Here is a 16061-nt window from a genome sequence, read left to right on the forward strand (position 1 = left end):
CCAGAGGAAGGGGGAACGCTCATGACCCAGTTGCAAGTTCAATCGCTGAGAACGAACCAGCTTTGGGCGTTGCTGCGCACGAACAATGCGCACAGCGATCAGGTTTACTGGACAAAGGTTGAGTTGCGTCGGCGCGGCTATGCCGTTTGACGGGCGGATTCGGGAAGCGGGCACGACAGACTCAGGATGCATGAATCGCTAGCGACCCCCACCACTTCCGTCAAGAACTATTTGCAACCATTTTGGCACCATCCACCACGGAGAGACACGATGACCTGCGAATGCATCGCCAAAGTCGATGAACTGCTCAAGCCGCACAACACGCGGCTGCAACTGCTCCTGATCCTTAGCGGCCCTAACAGCGAACTGCCGTACATCGGGACGGAGCAGATCGAGAAGGGGCGCGGCAAGCCTAAGGCGAAGACGATGTTTCCGAGCTTCTGCCCGTTCTGCGGCACGAAATACCGCGCCGATGAGGTCGAAAACTCGGCGGCGGCGTAACGGCCTCCACCCAATCACCATCCACACCCATGGAGCGAGCAATGACGAAGATCGATGACGGCGGGCCGATGTTTCCGACACTCGCGAAGGTAGGCGCTGTGGCTGTATCGGAAGGCGGCATGTCAAAACGCGAGTACTTTGCAGGTCAGGCGCTTGCAGGTCTGTTCGCGCAGACCGGCCTGACCATTGACATCGATGGATCGCGCTTGGGTGAGAAGCGCGCCGGCGTGTGCGTGGCGATGGCCGACGCGTTGATAGCGGCCCTTGAAAAGCCGCCTTTCGACCCGTCCGACGTCGAGCGCAAGGTGCGCTACGCCTTCACGGATGGTGCGAGTTTCCCGCCAGCATCCCTCAACAACATCGGCGATTGCCGTCTCGCTTGGGTCAACGAGGGCGACATCGGCATGCTCGGCAAGGAAATCGCCTAATGGCTTCCGTCCCCTGCAATGGCTGCACCGTGTGCTGCCGGAACGAACTGATCTTCCTTTATCCAGAGCATGGCGACATCGTTGCGGCCTATGATGCGGAGCCAGCGGTAAATCCCGTCACGGGAAAGACAGGATACGCGCTCCGGCGAAATGAGAGCGGCGCTTGCGTCTACCTGGGCGCAGCCGGCTGCACGATCCACGATCGGGCGCCGACGATCTGCAAGACGTTCGATTGCCGGTTGTTCCTGCTTCGCTTTGGAGACAGGGCGGGTCAGAGGCGCGCGCTTCATGAGGGGCGGATAGATCGCGAGACCTATGGAGCGGCACGGGCGCGGCTGCATACGCTTGGCGATTTGGACAAGTCCAACGCCTTGCCAGTCGCGATTTAGCATATTCCACTTGTAACCAAAACGGTTACACCGTATATTGATCTGGCTACAAGATTTCCTGCCACGGAGACCCGACATGCTCGCCCTGCTTCCCCAGACAAAGCCTGAGTTCCTGCGCGATGTCGTGCGCATGAAAAGGAGCCGCGGCGACACCGACGTGTCCGAGTTCATCGACATCTGCCGCGATTTTGCATCGGGTAGTTTCGCCACGATCGAAGGTGCTGCGCGCCACATGCGCCGGCAGACGCAGGGCAAGAGCCGGTTCAACGAATACTGGCGGGCGCGATTTGCCTTCCTTGCCGACCTCGATGCGGTTCTTGACGGCTCGTTTGGGCTCGATTTCATGGCGACGACAAATGCTTGAGCGCACCACAATCACCGAAGCGCTCGCCATGTGGTCGCACTGGCATTGCGACATCTCCCCGCTCGGCCCGCGTGGCGACTACGCCCTCGACATGCAACTCGCGGATGCCTTCCGTGCCCTGCTCTATCGGCCGGCCCTGAAAGACAGGCTTGCCTGGATCGAGCGGGAGTTGCGCCGCGCTAGCCGCAGGCGCCCCAGCGACGACCGTTACCACGCCGAAATCATCTCATGGTGGCTCGCGATTTGGGAGACCGAGAAGGCTCCCATCGTTGCCCGCCGTTTCCACGAAAGGGAGTTGCGTCTATGCGTTTCGTAATGATTGATTCCGGCCTTCGCCGGGTGTTCGACCTGATGACTCCGTGCCGGATCGATGAGGAATTCATCGGAACAATGGTGCGAGGCGATTCCCTGGAGCGCGTCGAATTGGCCGACGATCTCGACCTTTGGGTCTCATCCGAACCCGTGAAGACGCGCTTCCGGCTGTTTGCCGACGGTCCGGAGTATGTCGGGAGCGGGTTGCTCATCGGGCGCAGCGCGCTCGGCGACGTGAAGAGCCTGCCGCGCTGGCTGACCTTCGAGGCGATATCAGGCTGGGTTGTCTGGCCGAGGAGCTACGATGCGCCGCAGCCGCGCCGGAAGATCGCGAGGCCGACCGGGTTTCCCGCGATCGGCCTTCCTCTCGAAACCTCCCACGGAATCGGGTGCCGAAGCGCCAGAGAGGCTTCTTACGTAGCGCCGATGTATGGCTGACGAAAGAAGCCGAGTGGCGTCAGCACAGGTATTTTCGTTGGTGCCACTTGTAACCATTTTGGTTACACGCTATGTTCCTCTCAACACCAGATGAGGACACGGACATGAACGCCACTGCAATGATCGCACCTTGGGCCGACAAAACCAGCCACGCCTATGCGCATGGCTTTGACCAGGGCTTCAAGGGCCGCACGTTCCGCAATCCCTGCGCCGGCAACCCTGCCGGGACCGACAACCACTATTTCGGGTTCCTTGCTGGCGAGACCGCCAAGGCCAAGGGCTTCCTGACCCGCGAGGATTACGAGGCCCACGAAGCCGCCGACGATGAGCCGGGCGAAACGGTTCGCGCGTCCGAAGTCCACACCTATGGCCCCGGCTCGACCTGTTCGCACGGCATCCGCTGGCCGTGGGCTTGCAACGATTGCGACGCCTGAGCCCTTCCCCACCCCCTTGCATCTGGAGAACGACGACAATGGCTAGCGACGAATTCGAAAGCCGACAGGTGCGCAGGCAGTTTGAGCGCAAGGCGAAGTTGAATGGGCTTGGTCTGTTGGTCTTGCTCGATGCGCCCCTGACTTACGACTGGAACGGCCACAAGGGCATGGAAGTCCAGAGCGCCGGCATGTCGGACATCGAGGTTGCTGGCCGTGTCCGCATGCTGATGCGTGACGACTGGAACCACGAGGAAATCTGCACCCTCGCTCGGGACCGTATCATGGGCTTGTCCAAGCGCCTCGCGGAGTTGCGCGCAGCCATCGCCAAAGCCACGTCCTAGCACCCCTCTCACGCAACCAAGAACACACCGCAGACCGGAGACAGGGCAATGACGACAGGAAACCTTGGATACGCTGATGGCGACACGTGCAACCGCGAAGGTTGCATGGGAACGATCGCGTTCCACGCCTCGGAGAATTGCTCCTGCCATATCAACCCGCCGTGCTTTTCCTGCACGTCAGTCACCGCTTTCTGCCCGGTCTGCGAGTGGGAAGAAAAGGACGATCCGCTGGTCGTTCAGGAGATCGCGTCCATCCATTTCGGATCGGGCTTTGCCTACGTCGAGCGCAAGAAGCGCGTCCTTGATCCGACCAAGATTGATTACCTGATCGAGATGCACAGCAGCGCCTCACAGAAGGTGATCGGCGTCTATCCCGAAGGCACCAGCCGACAGGAAGTCGAAGCCCGCGTCAAGGGCACCTTCGGCGGGCGCTTCAACTCATTCAAGGACGGGCGGTTCGAATACATCGCCTACACCGACTGAACCACACCGCAGACCGAGAAGGAACGAGACGATGACGACGGCAGATGACGACAAGTTCCCACTCACCGCTGAGGAAGCTGAGAGCCTTTTGGCTGAAGGCGAGTACGTTCACAATTTCATGCAAGCTGGTTTTGCGATCCTTGGTTGCGACTATGGCCGCGCCGAAGCAATCGCCGCCTTCAAGGCTGCAAAGTCCATCGAGATTGGGGGCGACGGCTGCAAGGGCATGAAGCATCCGATCGTGGTGTTTGGCCCAGATGGCAGGCATTCGTTCTTCGCTGCTGACATGGCCAAGGTTGAGGCTCTTGAGGCCTCCCGAGCCGCTTCGGTGCCGGCATGAACGCCTTCCACCGTACCTCTCACTTAATGGCAGAGACACTGGCGGAAAAGCTGGAGTGTCCCTATTGCGGCGCGACGAAGGGTCTCCGCTACAAGCACCGTGGCTACGGGCCGGTGCCGCCCGAAGTGACGTGCGAAGGGTGTTTCACGCCGCGCGATGACGGCCCGACGTTCGATGATCTGCCGGAAGTCGTGGCGGTGCCAGCATGAACGCCGCCCGCTTCAACAACGCCCTCAGAATCCTCCTCTCCCTTGACACCTCCGACCTCATCAATGGAGGAGTAGTCGACCAGAACTGGGGAACGGCGGAAGCTTCATCGCGCGATCAGGTGCGCGCTTTCCTTTCAGATCCAGTCCGTGAAGCGCTCCGCATGCCGGATGCGAACTTTGATCGGCTGTTTGCGCTGGTCGAGAGCCGGCAGCCGGAGAGCAAGTCAACCCAAATCAGGAGCGTTTCCCATGTCTGATCAACAGACGCCGCCTCGCCCAACTCGCCTCACTCCCGAAATGGCGTTGCGTGCCGGGCGCGTCGTTGCCGAGCAACTGTCGAAGGACGGGCACATCGAGCCGCGCCAGTTCAACGACGCTGCGGCAGATATCGCCAGGCATGGCCGGCCCCACATGGACGGCTACAAACTGGCGAAGGCCCTCGACGATGACGAGGGCTGGGATTGTGACATGCAGATGGTCGAAGCGCTCGACGACTTTTCACACGCCGCCGACAAGGAAATCAAGGCAGCACAGAAGGCCTGGGCAGAGGCTAACGACATCAAGCCGCCGTTCCCAGTCGGCACCAGCGTCATCGCGAGGTGGGGCGGCGACGATTACCCGGGCACGATCGACCAGGTGTTCGGCTACGGCGTGGCGCAATATGCGGTGAAGGCCGACGGCGAGACTGGCACGACGCGCATGATCGTCGATTATGAAAACGTGCGGGAGGCAGTTCTATGATCGAGTCGACCGACATTGCCCAGGCGCAGCAGCCGCGCTACATGGACCCGACTCCGGTCGTGTTCGAGCGCAACGGCGAGGTCTACGCCAACAGCCGTGACGTGGCAGCATATTTCGAGAAAGAGCACCGCCACGTGCTCGACGCCATCGACAACTTGATCAAGGCCGAACCGAACTTGGGTCTGCTGAAGTTTCGGCAGACCCCATATGTTGAGGCGCAGAACGGTCAAACCTACCGCTCCTATGAAATACACCGCGACGGGTTCACCCTGCTCGCGATGGGATTCACCGGGCCGAAGGCGCTGCGCTTCAAGATCCGATACATCGACCGCTTCAACGAAATGGAGGCTTCGCTTCGCAAGAGCGCGCCACCGATTGTCGACCTGAATGATCCATCCTCCCTCCGCACCCTGCTCTTGAGCTATTCTGACCAGAATATCGAACTCAAAAAGGAGGTCGACCAGCTGCGCCCCTCGCATGAAGCGCTGGAGCGCATTTCCGAAGCCGATGGCTCGTTTTGCATCACCGATGCGGCGAAAGCGCTCCAGATGCGTCCGAAAGACCTGTTCGCGTGGTTGCGCCAGAACGGCTGGATTTACCGGCGCTCCGGCTCGGCGCACGATCTCGGCTACCAGTCCAAGACCTCATCCGGATTGCTCGAGCACAAGATCACCACGGTCTTGCGCGGCGACGGCTCGGAAAAAGTCACGGAACAGGTGCGGATCACAGCAAAGGGCATGACAAGGCTGGCGGTTTTGATCAAGCCGGCGGTGCGACTCATCGGAGAAAAGCAGTGAGCGGGCCAGTTCGCGTCCAGCTTTCGCGTGCCAAGGGCTGGCGCATGCCAGAGAACACCGTGAGCGTGGCGCGACCGCACAAATGGGGAAACCCGTACAAGGTCGGATCAATCGACCCTCGCTCGGGCGGCGTGATGGACGCCGATACGGCAGTCGAGAGGTATCTGGCCAACATTCTTCGCAACGGCCGGGAATCTGAAATCATCGGCGAACTGCGCGGCAAGAACCTCGCCTGCTTTTGCCGACTTTGCGATCCCTGCCACGCTGATGTGCTGCTCGAACTCGCAAACGTCTAGCAGCCCCGGCAGCGCGCGTCAGTCGCCGCTCTTCCCGTCACATGTCCGAGGCTTGCCGCGCTCATCCTGCCCAGGCTCTGGCGGCGTGGCGTTCGATTTCGAGGCTTCCCGCGCCAAGAGCCTGGTGCATCGCACGCAGTGCTTGAAATCACCAGGCTCAAGCAGCCAGCCAGCCGCTGCATCCTGCGCGCCACAAAGCGAGCGAGCCAGGCCGGCGCCGACGCGGCGGAAATAGTGTGCGCTGGCGCGCGGTGCCTTCGATGCCCAGCCCTCGCGAAATGCTGCCATCGCTATCTGCTCTCGACCTGGATCACTCGACCCTTTCGAAAAATGCGGTTCGCTTCGACTCGGGCGCTGGTGATCACTACGCCCTCGCGGCGCATCCTGCCGTTGAAATAGCGCAGCAAGCTAGCGGTGACAGCCCTCCATGCTTCAACTTCGGTTGGGTAGACCATAGGTTTGCCGCCGGGAGCGAGAACCGGCTCGGCCTGACCGTCCTCTGCGAAGCGCAGCATGGCAAGAAATCCGGTCGGCGTTTCGCGCGTAAACCCTGCAAAGCAGTTCATACATTCCGCCTTCCGAAATTGGCATCGAACTCTTTGAGCCAGGCCGCGCCCTTTGCTGACGCCTGATACCGCCGCGCATTCTTCGGATCACGATCGAGGAAGCCATTGTCGTGAAGCTTCAGGCAGGAGCGGATCGAACACGGCCGGATGGCGAGGAACCATGTCCCGCCGATCGATGCGCGCAGGATCGCCTTTTGCGATGGGCCGGGCGCATAGACCTTGCCGACATAGGTCATGGCTGATCGCCTTCGATGATCTCGCCCGTCTCAGGGTCATGCGGCGGCAGTTCCGCCTCCAAGCCCCATGCCGACCAATTTGGCCGCGCCGGACCGCGCCGGTTCAACTCGATCTTCGGCGTGTTCGGCCAAAGCTTGTCGATCCAGTCGAGGAACAGTTCCGGCTTGGCCGAGTGTTCGCCGCTCGGCGCCATGATCGCTTCGCCTTCGAACCAGGAAGGAAGTTTCGGATCGTACATATCGGGCGCGACCGGATTTCCGCGCGTGGCGACGAGCAGAATCTCATGCTTGCCGCGGTTCCAGTAGCCGGTGATGATGCGCTCTTTCAGCCAGGCGAACGAGGTGACGTAGCGGGCGTCGGTCTTGACCGGACGGAGATTACCTACCTCCGCATCACGCTCCAGCACCGCAAAGCCCCATGCGTCGAGGACGCAAATCGCCTCGATCAGCATCGGCGCCGTGGCCCACAGGAACAGTATGCAATCGTCGGCCGCGATCGACGCGACGTCGCGCGCCATGATCGCGTCGAGGCTGGATGTCGGGTAATGGTTGTCGGCGGCGCGATCCATGCCGGTTTCTCGGCTGTATGGCTCGAAGCGCCATTCCGGGTCGGCCAGGATCAGCCCGAACTTTTGGGTCGGCAGCGCGCGCTGCGATGCGGCGAGCTCCGCCTCGCGCTGGTCGCGCGACATGCGTTTCTCGCCGGCCTTGAGCAGATTGACCGTGACGCGCTCGTTCTCGATTTCGATCCGATTGCGCCAGTCGCCGACCATGGCTTCGAACTCGCCTTCGGGAACCGCCGCCATCTTCTGGGCTCGCGCCGACATCTTGCGATCGACGCCGACGTCGGAAAGCGTGGGCTGCTCCGGAACCTGTCCCCTCGAGGCACTTGTTTTCGGGCGGCCTCCCGGGTTGAGGCCGATCGTGGTCTTCTGCGCCACGATCAATTCGCCCAGCCGGCGCTCGGCGCGAATCCTGATCTCGGCCGCGTCGACCTCCATCTGATGATTTTTCGCTTGCCTGGCATAGGCGCGCATCGCCTCGGCCTTGTCGTGGAAGTCCTTCACCTCATCGATAGACTTTGCGCTGGCGAGCGCCATGCAGGCTGCGTCATAGCGAACGAGCGATGAAACGGGCGAGGCGTCGCCGATTGTTTGCGTGCGGATCATGCTGCCCTCCCAAAGATCATAAGCCCGGTTGGAATATTGGTGCCTGCTTCTGCAAAGCTCCCGACCGGCAAATCCCGCCACCTGCCTTTGAGTTCGCCGTGATCGTAGTGAGCCGTCGCCGGGAGAACGGAAATAAGCTTGCCGCCAGGCTTCAGAAAATCCGTAGCGTGACGAACGTGCTTGACGTAGTGGCGCCCATAGAATGGCGGGTTCATCACCACGAAATCGAACTCTGGCTTTGCCGGGCATTCCAGGAAGTTGGCTGTCAGGACGTTGTGACCCTTGGCCCTCGCTTCTGCGGCGCGGCCGGCGTGGACTTCGATTCCGAGCGACAGGCAACCCCGATCGCGCAGCTCATCCAATATCCGACCATCACCGCATGATGGCTCCAGAACACGATAAGGAGGAGCTTCCCGGCGCGAATATTCGGTAGGCCGATAAATGCCCACCTCGGATAGCGCTTCGTCTATTACCGCCTTCGGCGTCCAGTAGAATTGCAGGTCTTTGGAAACAGAAGTGCCGGTGCGCTTTGGCGCATTCTCTTCCTCGGCATCCGGCAAAACCTCGCCATAGAACTCTGCAAGCGCGCGGTTGATGTCTACCAGCGTGTCGGGAGGGAAAATGACATGCCCGTTGCCGTTCCTGAACTTCCGCACATGCAGGCCACGAACGGTTGCATCGCCGTCAGTCTCCCGAGTGTAGGAGTGCAGGCCGTCAACCTCGGCGAAGTCGACATGCTCTGCCATCGGCTCGCCGCGATAGGCCGCGAGGGCGTTCACGATGTCGCGAAGCTTGTTTCTGCCATAACTGCCGTAGCCGGACACATTCGACAGGATAATCCGCTTCGGCAAACCCTTGACGCCGATCTTCACCTTGGAGTGAGACTTGTAGGCCGGGTCGAGATCGGAGAAGACTTCGGCCAGACCGCGCAAGATATGATGGCGAGGCCGCTCCAGATAATCGCCGAACGTCGCCTTGGCGTTGTCGAAGGTTAGATCCGGCGGGTTCTCAACCGTCTGGTCGAACAGCTTGCGGTCGCGGGCGCTGGCAATGCGGTCAATTTGGAGGCGATCGTAAATCGCCTTCCACCCCGATTTACAGAGGTTCCGCTTCAGGCTTTCAGCGCTGACATGCGGGCGATGCTGCGAGACAGGGCCAACGAACTTGCCCTGAATGCATGCTGCCATTTCCAGTCGCGTGTAAGCCGCCTCGAAGGCCTTCACCTCAGCCTCCATGGCGTCACGTTTCTGATCGTATTCCTCGATCAGGTCGGTGACGGTGCTTTGGCGCGCAAGCGCGTTCATCACACGCCTCGCCCGGGAACGAACAAACAAATGGTCCGGCTGTCATCCAGCCCGCCAACGGGATTGGCGAATGCTCCGTGGGCAGCGCGGGCTGCTTCGGCATACGCCTTGGCGGCATCCTCTTTTTCGACATAGCGGCCGAGACTGTGCGTCTTTCCGAATACAGTGATATCAGCCTTCCATTTGCCTCTGGAGGCATCCCAAACAACGCCCTTTATGCCGCTCTTATTGCGACGACTCAGCCCTGAGTTGGCGCCGTTGAGGCTCTTGTTGGCCCTACGCAGATTTGAGCGTCGATTGTTGAGGCCATCGTTGTCCCTATGGTCGACAAGAATCCCAGGCTTAGCGACGAAGATTAGGCGATGAAGGTAGACCGACCGTCCGTTTCGGGTTGAGACCGCATACCACTTCGATCCACATTGCGACGCTCGCCATTTGGAGCCTACGATCAGCGGAAGATCTACGGCATCAATGATGGCGAACATGCCTTTGGTGAGCGGAATTTCGAGGATATCGTCCATCGGTCAAAAGCCTCTTGAGGGAGCAAAAAGACAGATCGTCCTGCTGTCGTCCAACCCACCCACCGTGCAAAGATGAAACCGGCCGTCAGGGCTCATCTTCACCTTGGGATCGGTCATCGGGATCAGTTCATGCGTGTTGCGGATTTCGTAGCCGCGAGCGCCTTCGATGATGTCGGCGTCGGGAACTTCGCGGCAGTCGATTCCGCTGCAGCAATTTTGTGGATAGCTCCAACCCGTCGGCGCGTCGTGGCTATGCGCCTTCCCGCCGAACAGCGTGTTGAGGAAAAGTACCGATGCGGCTATAGCCAGCACCCACTGCAGGAAGAGGAAGCGCTTGCGCTCGGCGGTCATGGGGCACGGTCCACGATGCCGACGAACGTCATCTTGTGTTCACGACAATAACGGCGGAACGCGGCACCGTGCAGTTCGCCGGGAAGCATGTCGATGGAGTGGCCGGTCGTGCCTCCCTTCCATGATCCCTTGCGCTCGCCGGTCTCGCCGGAAAACTGGAGGTCGAGCGAGCGGCGGATTTTCGGCTTGCGGAACAGGGAGAGCCACTTGAACCAGCCGGTTCCGAACTTCCACTCCCATTCCTCAATCATGGTGGTGACAGTCAGGCGCTCGTCGTCGAAGTCATCGAAGGCAAACGAGACCGTCGGCGTTGCCTTTTCGATGGCGCGCTCGCGCTCCCATCGGCCGGAATCGAGCGTGTAGCTTTTTCCGGTATCGGGCATGGTCGCGACATGCTCGCCGTTGATGCCGTAGAAGCTCTTGCGGACATGCCGCCATTGCGTCCACGGGAGGAACTTCCCCCAGCGCTGTTCGGTGCTGCTGTCGTTGGTCTGGCGGCCGAGCATGACGCTCAGATGGCCTTCGGAGTAGGTGAATCCGTATTCCCGTTCGTGCGTGTCCCAATACCAGTCGCGGCCGAGCCGTTCGATGGTTTCGGCATCCCAAAATTTGGCAGTGACCTTCCGGCGCCAGGGCTTCAGCACTTGAGGCAGAGCCAAGATGAGCGTGTGGCCGAATCCGCTCAGGCGAAGGTCGCAGCCGGGGTATTCGTCATCACCGGAGCCGAGCACGATGGCCAACGGCCGGTAATGGCCGCGCTTTTCATGCGCGTAGGTGAACGGGCCGAAGTAGTGGTCGTGATCGCTCCAGCGGCGGTGATAGTGTCTGCTGAACATGCCCATCACTCGCGCCCCAGTTCAGTCAGTGCTGCCTTGCACGACGCCACCAGCTTGCGATCCGCTGACATGTCACGCTCTGCCTTGATCCTCGCTTCGGTGATGCGCTCACCAAGGATTGCCATCTCGACATCATGGCGCGCCTTTTCGGCCTTGCGGTCAGCATCGAGCCTTGCGACATCGGCCTTCATGGCGATCCTGGTGTCTGAGATCCGTTGATCGTATTTCGCAATCGCGAGGCGATGCGCCTTAGCGAGCCGCTCCAGTTCTGTCTCCGGGTCCATCGCCTTGAACGAGACGACCTTGAGGCCTGGATTGAGCGCAGTATCCATCGCGCCTGCGAGGTCTGCGGTGAGTGCTTCTGCGTTCATGCTGGAGGGTTCCTTCTGTTGCCTGTTGAAAATCATGCTGCGACGCCCAAGCGTTTTTCCATGAGCCGGAGCCGCCGGTTGATCCTGCGGCGCGACCACGCCAGCCAGAACGCCAAGGGGCGGCCAGAGACGGGCGCTTCAAGCGCCTTGCGGAACTGCTGCTCGGGCATGTGACCCTTGAGCTTGTTGCAGGGGTCGCAGGCCGCCACGATGTTGTTGCGGTGATCGAGGCCGAACGCGGCGCGCGGTTGGCGATGATCTGCCGTTGCGGTCCTGGCTGTCAGCGGCTCGTCGCAGTAGGCGCAAAAGCTCTTTTGCTCGCGGCGCGCGTCCTCGCGAAATGAGCGGCGGAACGCTGCGTCCAGTTTCCCTTGCTGGTAGCGGTTGAGCGGCCTCATTCCGCGGCCTCGCCGTACTGGTCGGCTACGAGGGCACCGACGATCTCGTCGATCCAATCCTCTCGCCACCATGAGGACTTTCGGAACGTGCCAAGGTTGCTTGGCGCTGCCGCCATCCCCTTGCCGTAGCCGCAGCATCGGGCAACGCCCATCTTGCGCGCTTCGGGAAAGGCTTCGATCAATGCAGCAAACGCGAGGTGCCGGCCGCGCGCTTCCAGGTTCGAGGCCCGCCCGAGTGCGGTCAGCATAGGATTCGTGCCCGTCAGCCGGCAGGCGGTGACGAGCGCAAGGGCGACGGAGTCTGCGGAGGGGAACATCTCAGATCACCCCAGCCGCAAATCGATCCGCTTCCCGGTCGGACTGTGCTTTCAGGCGCGCGACGATCTCGGCTTGCGTCCACGTTGCAGCCTTGAGGCTCATCGCTTCAGCAGCAATGGCTATATCGAGGACTTCAAGACTGGCGCGGAACCAATGGCTCCCAAGGGCCGCACTGGCGAGAAACCGCTCCACGCCCATGACGATGGTGCGCGCCACGGCTGGGCCTTGGGTCCAGATGATGCGTTCGAAGCGCAGCGCTTGCCATGTGCCTGGCTGCAGCGTGGAGAGGTGCGCTTCGAGATTTTCTGCGGAGGCCAGCCGGAAGACGCCGACATCACCTGCGAAGCCGACAGCCACGACAGCGGCATAGCCAGCGTTGCGCCTCCGCCGGATCAAGTCCCTAGACATGGTGGCGTCAAGCGGCATCGACTGCCTTCCGCTTGGCCGTGACGAATGGCGGCAAAGTCGCTGCGCCTAGCATCAGCCGATATCGGCTCATGGCCAGCATGCCGCTTGAGACCTTCGCGCGGACCTGCTCGGCAATGTTGTTCGCTACAATCCAGCGCACCTTCATTTCGGCGGCTTGGCGGGCTCGTTCGGCGGCGTGAGGGTCTTCCATCGGCTCGCTCCTATTGTTCCGTTGCTTCGGCTTCCTCACGGCGCCGACGCTTCTCGTCGCTCTTCCGGTCCCGCCGCCGCCGGTCGATTTCCTTGAGGCTCAACCGGCGGAAACCACGCGACGTGCGGACCAGTCCGAACTCGGTCTCAATGCCCTTGAGGATCTGCCCCAGCACCCGGTTGCGGATGTCCCACATGGCCCGCCTGTCGAAGCCAAGCCGGTGCTTGTCGTAGATCCTGCCGCATTGCTCGATGGAGAGGCCGGCGGCGCGCGCCACCACCGTCCGCTTCATGCGCAGAACGTCCTTGCCGTTGTGGCCTCCAACGACGAAACGAAGCAGGTCCAGCACATCGACCATGCGGTCCGATGCATCCTCGTGGACCACGACGCGCACTTCCGTGTCGTCGTACTGGGGCATTCCGTCGGCCAGGCGTGACAACTCGCGGATGCGGGCCTCTAGCTCGGTCTCGCGCGCCGAGGGCATCGCCGAGCCCATGCGGGAAACCATGCGCCGTTCGACATCGGGCAAGAGGCGCGCGGTGTGAACCGCGTCTGCGATCAGCAGCCAAAGCAAATCCCGCGGTGTCGGCAGTCCCTTCGCGTTCTTGATGAAGAACCACGTCTCAGCCAGGCGGAAGTGCTCGACCAGGCGGTCGACCCTCTTGTCGAAGTCATTCGGCTTGTCGAGGAAAAGACTGCTCATTCGTTCAAATCCGCCATGTCGAATCAGCAACCACTTTGATTGCCTATGGTGCCATTTTGGTTACATCGTCAGCAAATAGAATTTGCCTCGACTGGCCCATAAATTACCCCCGCAACCCACTTCGCACCGACCGGCAATTGCCTGGCAGCGCTGAACGACCGGAATTGCTCCACCGAGACATCCTCGTGCAGAACGGGCCGATTCGCATTCTCGGCCTTGCGCTTGTTCGACATGATCTCGAACGGCGCTAGGTTGCCGCGGTGATATTCGAGAGCCGGCCGCTTCGGCGCGTTGAGCAGGCGAAGGTATTCCTCGCTGGCCCTGGCCTCGCGAACGAACTCGGGAACCGACGGGGCGAATGTCATGTGCTGCTCTGGAACGTCGCCTGACAGGTAGCGCCGCACCGCGCGGACGACTGCCTCAGTCGATAGGCTCGCCAATTGCTGCATGTATGAATCCAGCAATAGATCGTAGTTTTCCGTCGTCTGAGGAAACCCGTTCAGCATCCGGATCATTTCCTTCGCCTTGATTTCTCTCTCGCTCATGCTCTTTCTCCATAAATCGCCCAAGTGCTGCTACCGGCCCGTCCTTGCGACCGCGCGTTGCTGGCGGCGGCCGTGACTTCGGGTCTGGAGGTGGTTCGATGCGCCTGTCTCTTTGCTCGAACACAGCGTCGGAACAGTATGACCAGCTTCGCGGAGCCTTGCCGCGCGCGGCGATGACGCGGAGCGCCGGAATGATATCGGCATCGACATCGCAACCCGCTTCGACCCAGCGGATCGGATCGGACAGCGAAAGCAAGCCGGGCGATCTCGTCTCGTCGGTCACACCCAGGGCTGCATAGAGTTCGCCTCGCCTGGCCTCGACCACGTCGAGCCCCGCACCGCCATAGCTATGCTGCGAAGCAGGATAGCTATCTATGTGTATGTGGTTGTGGTTGGTAGCGCTTTGCTCTGGCATTGATGTAGCATTGCTAGAGCTTTGCTTATTGACGGCTTTGGCATTGCCGCCCGCTCGACCGGCCGCAGCCCGCTTTTCATATGCTTTGCGGGCTTTCTCCAGTTCATCATCGACGCGCTCATGGCGCCATCCCGGCGCAAAGAACCCTTCGATGTTCGGTCGGATGTCAGCCCATTGCTCTGGCGATGCCCTAGCAATGCTAGCTAATTTCTTGTTGTCGTCCGGAAGAGATCCGCGCTGCCAATAATGCATGATGAGCAAGAGGTAGGCGCCGTGCTCAAGCGTCGACAAATCGCCCGTGTCGGCGAGATAGTCGCGCACGTAGAATGGCATCCAAGGACGGCTCACGCGAGCGCATCCGCGGTATCGGCTGTCGCCAGCCATCTATGAAATTGGCAGACAAGTCCCATGTCGCTCTCTCAAACCCTTGAGGAGCGGCAACCCTACACACTACAAAATGAATTGCCGTTCAGTGTTTTTCGTTCGATCCCGATCCCATCGAAGCAATGGTTGCCCGCAGGATATTCGTTGTTTTTTCGACCCCGACTTCTTGGTCGAGATAAGCTGCCGCCGCAACAAGATGAACTGTCGCTTCGCGCTGCGCGGCCTTTGGTCCGGCCGTCCTGGCCTTCATGCAGAAACTGGCAAGGACGGCGCGTACCGCGCAGTCTTGGAGCGATCCGTAATCCTGCTTCATGTTGTTGCCTCCCCGTGCGCGTCTCCCAAAATGGACGCACGAATTTTGTACGATTTCAGACAAAGCACGCGGATGCAAAACACATTTAGCCGGCACAAAGACTAAATTTTTAGAGCACCGTCATTGTTCACCGACTTTGCTCAAGATGGTTATGGGATCGTTCGCAGGTACACGCGATTCCGCGGTTGTATCGGCGATGACCCCATGCTTTCGCACGTAGCGATTGTATCGATCGAGCAGATCGAAGACCGCCCGGGCCGTCCAGTTGTCAGCGTAACCGTACCAGGCACGCCTCACGCGCCAGTGACCGCGGGGATAACCCAGATTGTCGCAGGCACTATTCTGCTGGCTTTTGATCGACATCCCGGCCGAGATCGGGCCGGCAGCACGCCTGACGACGTTCTGTAGCTCACTTCCAAGGTCGTGCATTTGTTCCTCACGAAATACAGGAGAAGGAACGACAAATTTCAAATTCGGAACGACCTGTTCCGCACGCGAAACCCTTTCCGCGCCATTGTCGCCGCCGTGGCAAGGAGGCTTCAAATGGCGCTTGACGATGATACCTGGATACCGCTTGGCCTCGCGGTTTGGGGAGTTGTGGAGCGCGCCGACCGGCTTCGGACGGAGCGGGGAACCTTGTTGATCGTACCCCGGGTCAAGCCGAAGCCTGTCGCTTTGCAACGACATCAGCAGCCTCCTTGCCCAGCCAATCGGATGCCGTCACTTCGCCGTCGGTCATGACGACGATGCGGTCGAGGTAAGGCTGCTTGGGGCGCCGGCCGGACTCGTAGCGCGACACCGCCTGGCGCGTGCTCCTGATCTTGGCCGCAACGTCGGCAGCCTTCAGCCCGCGCTCGATGCGCCATCTCTTCAACGGATGATCAAATTCTTCCATGCCCCGCAAATCGCACCATTTTGGTTACGCGTCAAGGGTTGTAA

Annotated in this window: 35 protein-coding genes; 16 read left to right on the top strand and 19 right to left on the bottom strand. The window is 60.7% G+C overall.

Going from position 1 to position 16061, the window contains the following annotated elements; genetic code table 11:
* The first annotated feature begins 21 nt into the window (after window positions 1–21).
* The 16 genes from C8D77_RS38860 (at window position 22) to C8D77_RS28335 (ending at window position 6073) form a co-directional block, all read left to right on the top strand.
* A complete protein-coding gene (locus C8D77_RS38860) occupies window positions 22–150 on the top strand; it encodes a hypothetical protein (RefSeq protein WP_281277046.1) in 129 nt (42 codons plus the stop codon).
* A 120-nt stretch (window positions 151–270) separates the two neighbouring features.
* Entirely contained in the window at window positions 271–501 is a 231-nt protein-coding gene (locus C8D77_RS28265; protein ID WP_109670429.1) for a hypothetical protein, read from the top strand.
* 41 nt (window positions 502–542) lie between these two features.
* Window positions 543–929 carry a hypothetical protein gene (locus tag C8D77_RS28270; protein ID WP_109670431.1) on the top strand — a complete coding sequence of 129 codons (387 nt, stop codon included), beginning with the start codon at window positions 543–545 and terminating at the stop codon, window positions 927–929.
* A complete protein-coding gene (locus C8D77_RS39105; protein WP_109670433.1) occupies window positions 929–1318 on the top strand; it encodes a YkgJ family cysteine cluster protein in 390 nt (129 codons plus the stop codon). Before C8D77_RS28270 ends, C8D77_RS39105 begins: the two co-directional genes overlap by 1 nt.
* 76 nt (window positions 1319–1394) lie before the next feature.
* Window positions 1395–1682, top strand: coding sequence for a hypothetical protein (locus C8D77_RS28280; RefSeq protein ID WP_109670435.1), 288 nt, complete (start codon window positions 1395–1397; stop codon window positions 1680–1682).
* Window positions 1675–1998: a hypothetical protein gene (locus tag C8D77_RS28285; protein ID WP_109670438.1), complete on the top strand. Its 324-nt coding sequence runs from the start codon at window positions 1675–1677 to the stop codon at window positions 1996–1998. Before C8D77_RS28280 ends, C8D77_RS28285 begins: the two co-directional genes overlap by 8 nt.
* Window positions 1986–2432: a hypothetical protein gene (locus tag C8D77_RS28290; protein WP_146211822.1), complete on the top strand. Its 447-nt coding sequence runs from the start codon at window positions 1986–1988 to the stop codon at window positions 2430–2432. The genes C8D77_RS28285 and C8D77_RS28290 overlap by 13 nt, the downstream gene beginning before the upstream one ends.
* 104 nt (window positions 2433–2536) lie before the next feature.
* On the top strand, window positions 2537–2866 hold the full coding sequence (locus C8D77_RS28295; RefSeq protein ID WP_146211823.1) for a hypothetical protein: 330 nt from the start codon (window positions 2537–2539) through the stop codon (window positions 2864–2866).
* 38 nt (window positions 2867–2904) lie between these two features.
* Entirely contained in the window at window positions 2905–3207 is a 303-nt protein-coding gene (locus C8D77_RS28300; protein ID WP_109670444.1) for a hypothetical protein, read from the top strand.
* Window positions 3208–3255: 48 nt separating this feature from the next.
* On the top strand, window positions 3256–3690 hold the full coding sequence (locus C8D77_RS28305; RefSeq protein ID WP_109670446.1) for a hypothetical protein: 435 nt from the start codon (window positions 3256–3258) through the stop codon (window positions 3688–3690).
* Between the two features lie 31 nt (window positions 3691–3721).
* Window positions 3722–4030 carry a hypothetical protein gene (locus C8D77_RS28310; protein ID WP_146211824.1) on the top strand — a complete coding sequence of 103 codons (309 nt, stop codon included), beginning with the start codon at window positions 3722–3724 and terminating at the stop codon, window positions 4028–4030.
* Entirely contained in the window at window positions 4027–4239 is a 213-nt protein-coding gene (locus C8D77_RS28315) for a hypothetical protein (RefSeq protein WP_109670450.1), read from the top strand. The genes C8D77_RS28310 and C8D77_RS28315 overlap by 4 nt, the downstream gene beginning before the upstream one ends.
* The gene (locus C8D77_RS28320; RefSeq protein ID WP_109670452.1) at window positions 4236–4496 is read left to right on the top strand and encodes a hypothetical protein; all 261 of its coding nucleotides are present in this window, start codon (window positions 4236–4238) and stop codon (window positions 4494–4496) included. Before C8D77_RS28315 ends, C8D77_RS28320 begins: the two co-directional genes overlap by 4 nt.
* Complete coding sequence (locus C8D77_RS28325) at window positions 4489–4980, top strand: hypothetical protein (RefSeq protein WP_146211825.1); 492 nt, start codon at window positions 4489–4491, stop codon at window positions 4978–4980. Before C8D77_RS28320 ends, C8D77_RS28325 begins: the two co-directional genes overlap by 8 nt.
* A complete protein-coding gene (locus C8D77_RS28330) occupies window positions 4977–5777 on the top strand; it encodes a phage regulatory protein/antirepressor Ant (RefSeq protein ID WP_109670456.1) in 801 nt (266 codons plus the stop codon). The genes C8D77_RS28325 and C8D77_RS28330 overlap by 4 nt, the downstream gene beginning before the upstream one ends.
* Window positions 5774–6073 (top strand): DUF4326 domain-containing protein, encoded by a 300-nt coding sequence (locus tag C8D77_RS28335; RefSeq protein ID WP_109670458.1) that lies wholly within the window; start codon window positions 5774–5776, stop codon window positions 6071–6073. Before C8D77_RS28330 ends, C8D77_RS28335 begins: the two co-directional genes overlap by 4 nt.
* An 18-nt stretch (window positions 6074–6091) precedes the next feature.
* Here C8D77_RS28335 and C8D77_RS28340 read toward each other — a convergent pair whose 3' ends face one another.
* The 19 genes from C8D77_RS28340 to C8D77_RS28425 all read right to left on the bottom strand — a co-directional run bounded on the left by C8D77_RS28340 (window position 6092) and on the right by C8D77_RS28425 (window position 16017).
* Window positions 6092–6361, bottom strand: coding sequence for a hypothetical protein (locus C8D77_RS28340; RefSeq protein WP_109670460.1), 270 nt, complete (start codon window positions 6359–6361; stop codon window positions 6092–6094).
* 2 nt (window positions 6362–6363) lie between these two features.
* Window positions 6364–6639 (bottom strand): hypothetical protein, encoded by a 276-nt coding sequence (locus C8D77_RS28345; protein ID WP_109670462.1) that lies wholly within the window; start codon window positions 6637–6639, stop codon window positions 6364–6366.
* Complete coding sequence (locus C8D77_RS28350; protein ID WP_109670464.1) at window positions 6636–6875, bottom strand: hypothetical protein; 240 nt, start codon at window positions 6873–6875, stop codon at window positions 6636–6638. The genes C8D77_RS28345 and C8D77_RS28350 overlap by 4 nt, the downstream gene beginning before the upstream one ends.
* Window positions 6872–8044: an MT-A70 family methyltransferase gene (locus C8D77_RS28355; RefSeq protein ID WP_109670466.1), complete on the bottom strand. Its 1173-nt coding sequence runs from the start codon at window positions 8042–8044 to the stop codon at window positions 6872–6874. Before C8D77_RS28355 ends, C8D77_RS28350 begins: the two co-directional genes overlap by 4 nt.
* Window positions 8041–9348 carry a class I SAM-dependent methyltransferase gene (locus C8D77_RS28360; RefSeq protein WP_109670468.1) on the bottom strand — a complete coding sequence of 436 codons (1308 nt, stop codon included), beginning with the start codon at window positions 9346–9348 and terminating at the stop codon, window positions 8041–8043. The genes C8D77_RS28355 and C8D77_RS28360 overlap by 4 nt, the downstream gene beginning before the upstream one ends.
* Entirely contained in the window at window positions 9348–9869 is a 522-nt protein-coding gene (locus C8D77_RS28365) for an HNH endonuclease (protein WP_109670471.1), read from the bottom strand. The genes C8D77_RS28360 and C8D77_RS28365 overlap by 1 nt, the downstream gene beginning before the upstream one ends.
* 3 nt (window positions 9870–9872) lie before the next feature.
* Entirely contained in the window at window positions 9873–10220 is a 348-nt protein-coding gene (locus C8D77_RS28370; RefSeq protein WP_170136839.1) for a hypothetical protein, read from the bottom strand.
* A complete protein-coding gene (locus C8D77_RS28375) occupies window positions 10217–11062 on the bottom strand; it encodes a hypothetical protein (protein ID WP_245951893.1) in 846 nt (281 codons plus the stop codon). Before C8D77_RS28375 ends, C8D77_RS28370 begins: the two co-directional genes overlap by 4 nt.
* The gene (locus tag C8D77_RS28380; RefSeq protein WP_146211826.1) at window positions 11062–11427 is read right to left on the bottom strand and encodes a hypothetical protein; all 366 of its coding nucleotides are present in this window, start codon (window positions 11425–11427) and stop codon (window positions 11062–11064) included. Before C8D77_RS28380 ends, C8D77_RS28375 begins: the two co-directional genes overlap by 1 nt.
* A 32-nt stretch (window positions 11428–11459) precedes the next feature.
* Window positions 11460–11825, bottom strand: coding sequence for an HNH endonuclease (locus C8D77_RS28385; protein ID WP_170136840.1), 366 nt, complete (start codon window positions 11823–11825; stop codon window positions 11460–11462).
* On the bottom strand, window positions 11822–12142 hold the full coding sequence (locus tag C8D77_RS37745; protein WP_170136841.1) for a hypothetical protein: 321 nt from the start codon (window positions 12140–12142) through the stop codon (window positions 11822–11824). The genes C8D77_RS28385 and C8D77_RS37745 overlap by 4 nt, the downstream gene beginning before the upstream one ends.
* A gap of 1 nt (window position 12143) precedes the next feature.
* Window positions 12144–12569 (bottom strand): hypothetical protein, encoded by a 426-nt coding sequence (locus tag C8D77_RS28390; protein ID WP_109670477.1) that lies wholly within the window; start codon window positions 12567–12569, stop codon window positions 12144–12146.
* Window positions 12559–12762 (bottom strand): hypothetical protein, encoded by a 204-nt coding sequence (locus C8D77_RS28395; protein ID WP_109670479.1) that lies wholly within the window; start codon window positions 12760–12762, stop codon window positions 12559–12561. Before C8D77_RS28395 ends, C8D77_RS28390 begins: the two co-directional genes overlap by 11 nt.
* Window positions 12763–12772: 10 nt before the next feature.
* On the bottom strand, window positions 12773–13465 hold the full coding sequence (locus C8D77_RS28400; protein WP_109670482.1) for a hypothetical protein: 693 nt from the start codon (window positions 13463–13465) through the stop codon (window positions 12773–12775).
* A 68-nt stretch (window positions 13466–13533) separates the two neighbouring features.
* Entirely contained in the window at window positions 13534–13980 is a 447-nt protein-coding gene (locus C8D77_RS28405; RefSeq protein WP_146211827.1) for a hypothetical protein, read from the bottom strand.
* On the bottom strand, window positions 13886–14809 hold the full coding sequence (locus C8D77_RS28410; protein WP_109670486.1) for a DUF1376 domain-containing protein: 924 nt from the start codon (window positions 14807–14809) through the stop codon (window positions 13886–13888). Before C8D77_RS28410 ends, C8D77_RS28405 begins: the two co-directional genes overlap by 95 nt.
* Before the next feature lie 85 nt (window positions 14810–14894).
* Complete coding sequence (locus C8D77_RS28415) at window positions 14895–15122, bottom strand: hypothetical protein (protein WP_109670488.1); 228 nt, start codon at window positions 15120–15122, stop codon at window positions 14895–14897.
* 120 nt (window positions 15123–15242) lie between these two features.
* Entirely contained in the window at window positions 15243–15809 is a 567-nt protein-coding gene (locus C8D77_RS37325; RefSeq protein ID WP_146211828.1) for a hypothetical protein, read from the bottom strand.
* Window positions 15778–16017, bottom strand: a complete 240-nt coding sequence (locus C8D77_RS28425) for a helix-turn-helix domain-containing protein (protein WP_109670492.1) — start codon at window positions 16015–16017, stop codon at window positions 15778–15780. The genes C8D77_RS37325 and C8D77_RS28425 overlap by 32 nt, the downstream gene beginning before the upstream one ends.
* Between the last annotated feature and the right edge of the window lie 44 nt (window positions 16018–16061).

It is taken from the genome of Mesorhizobium loti (genome assembly GCF_003148495.1).
In the GTDB taxonomy this organism is placed as follows: domain Bacteria; phylum Pseudomonadota; class Alphaproteobacteria; order Rhizobiales; family Rhizobiaceae; genus Mesorhizobium; species Mesorhizobium loti.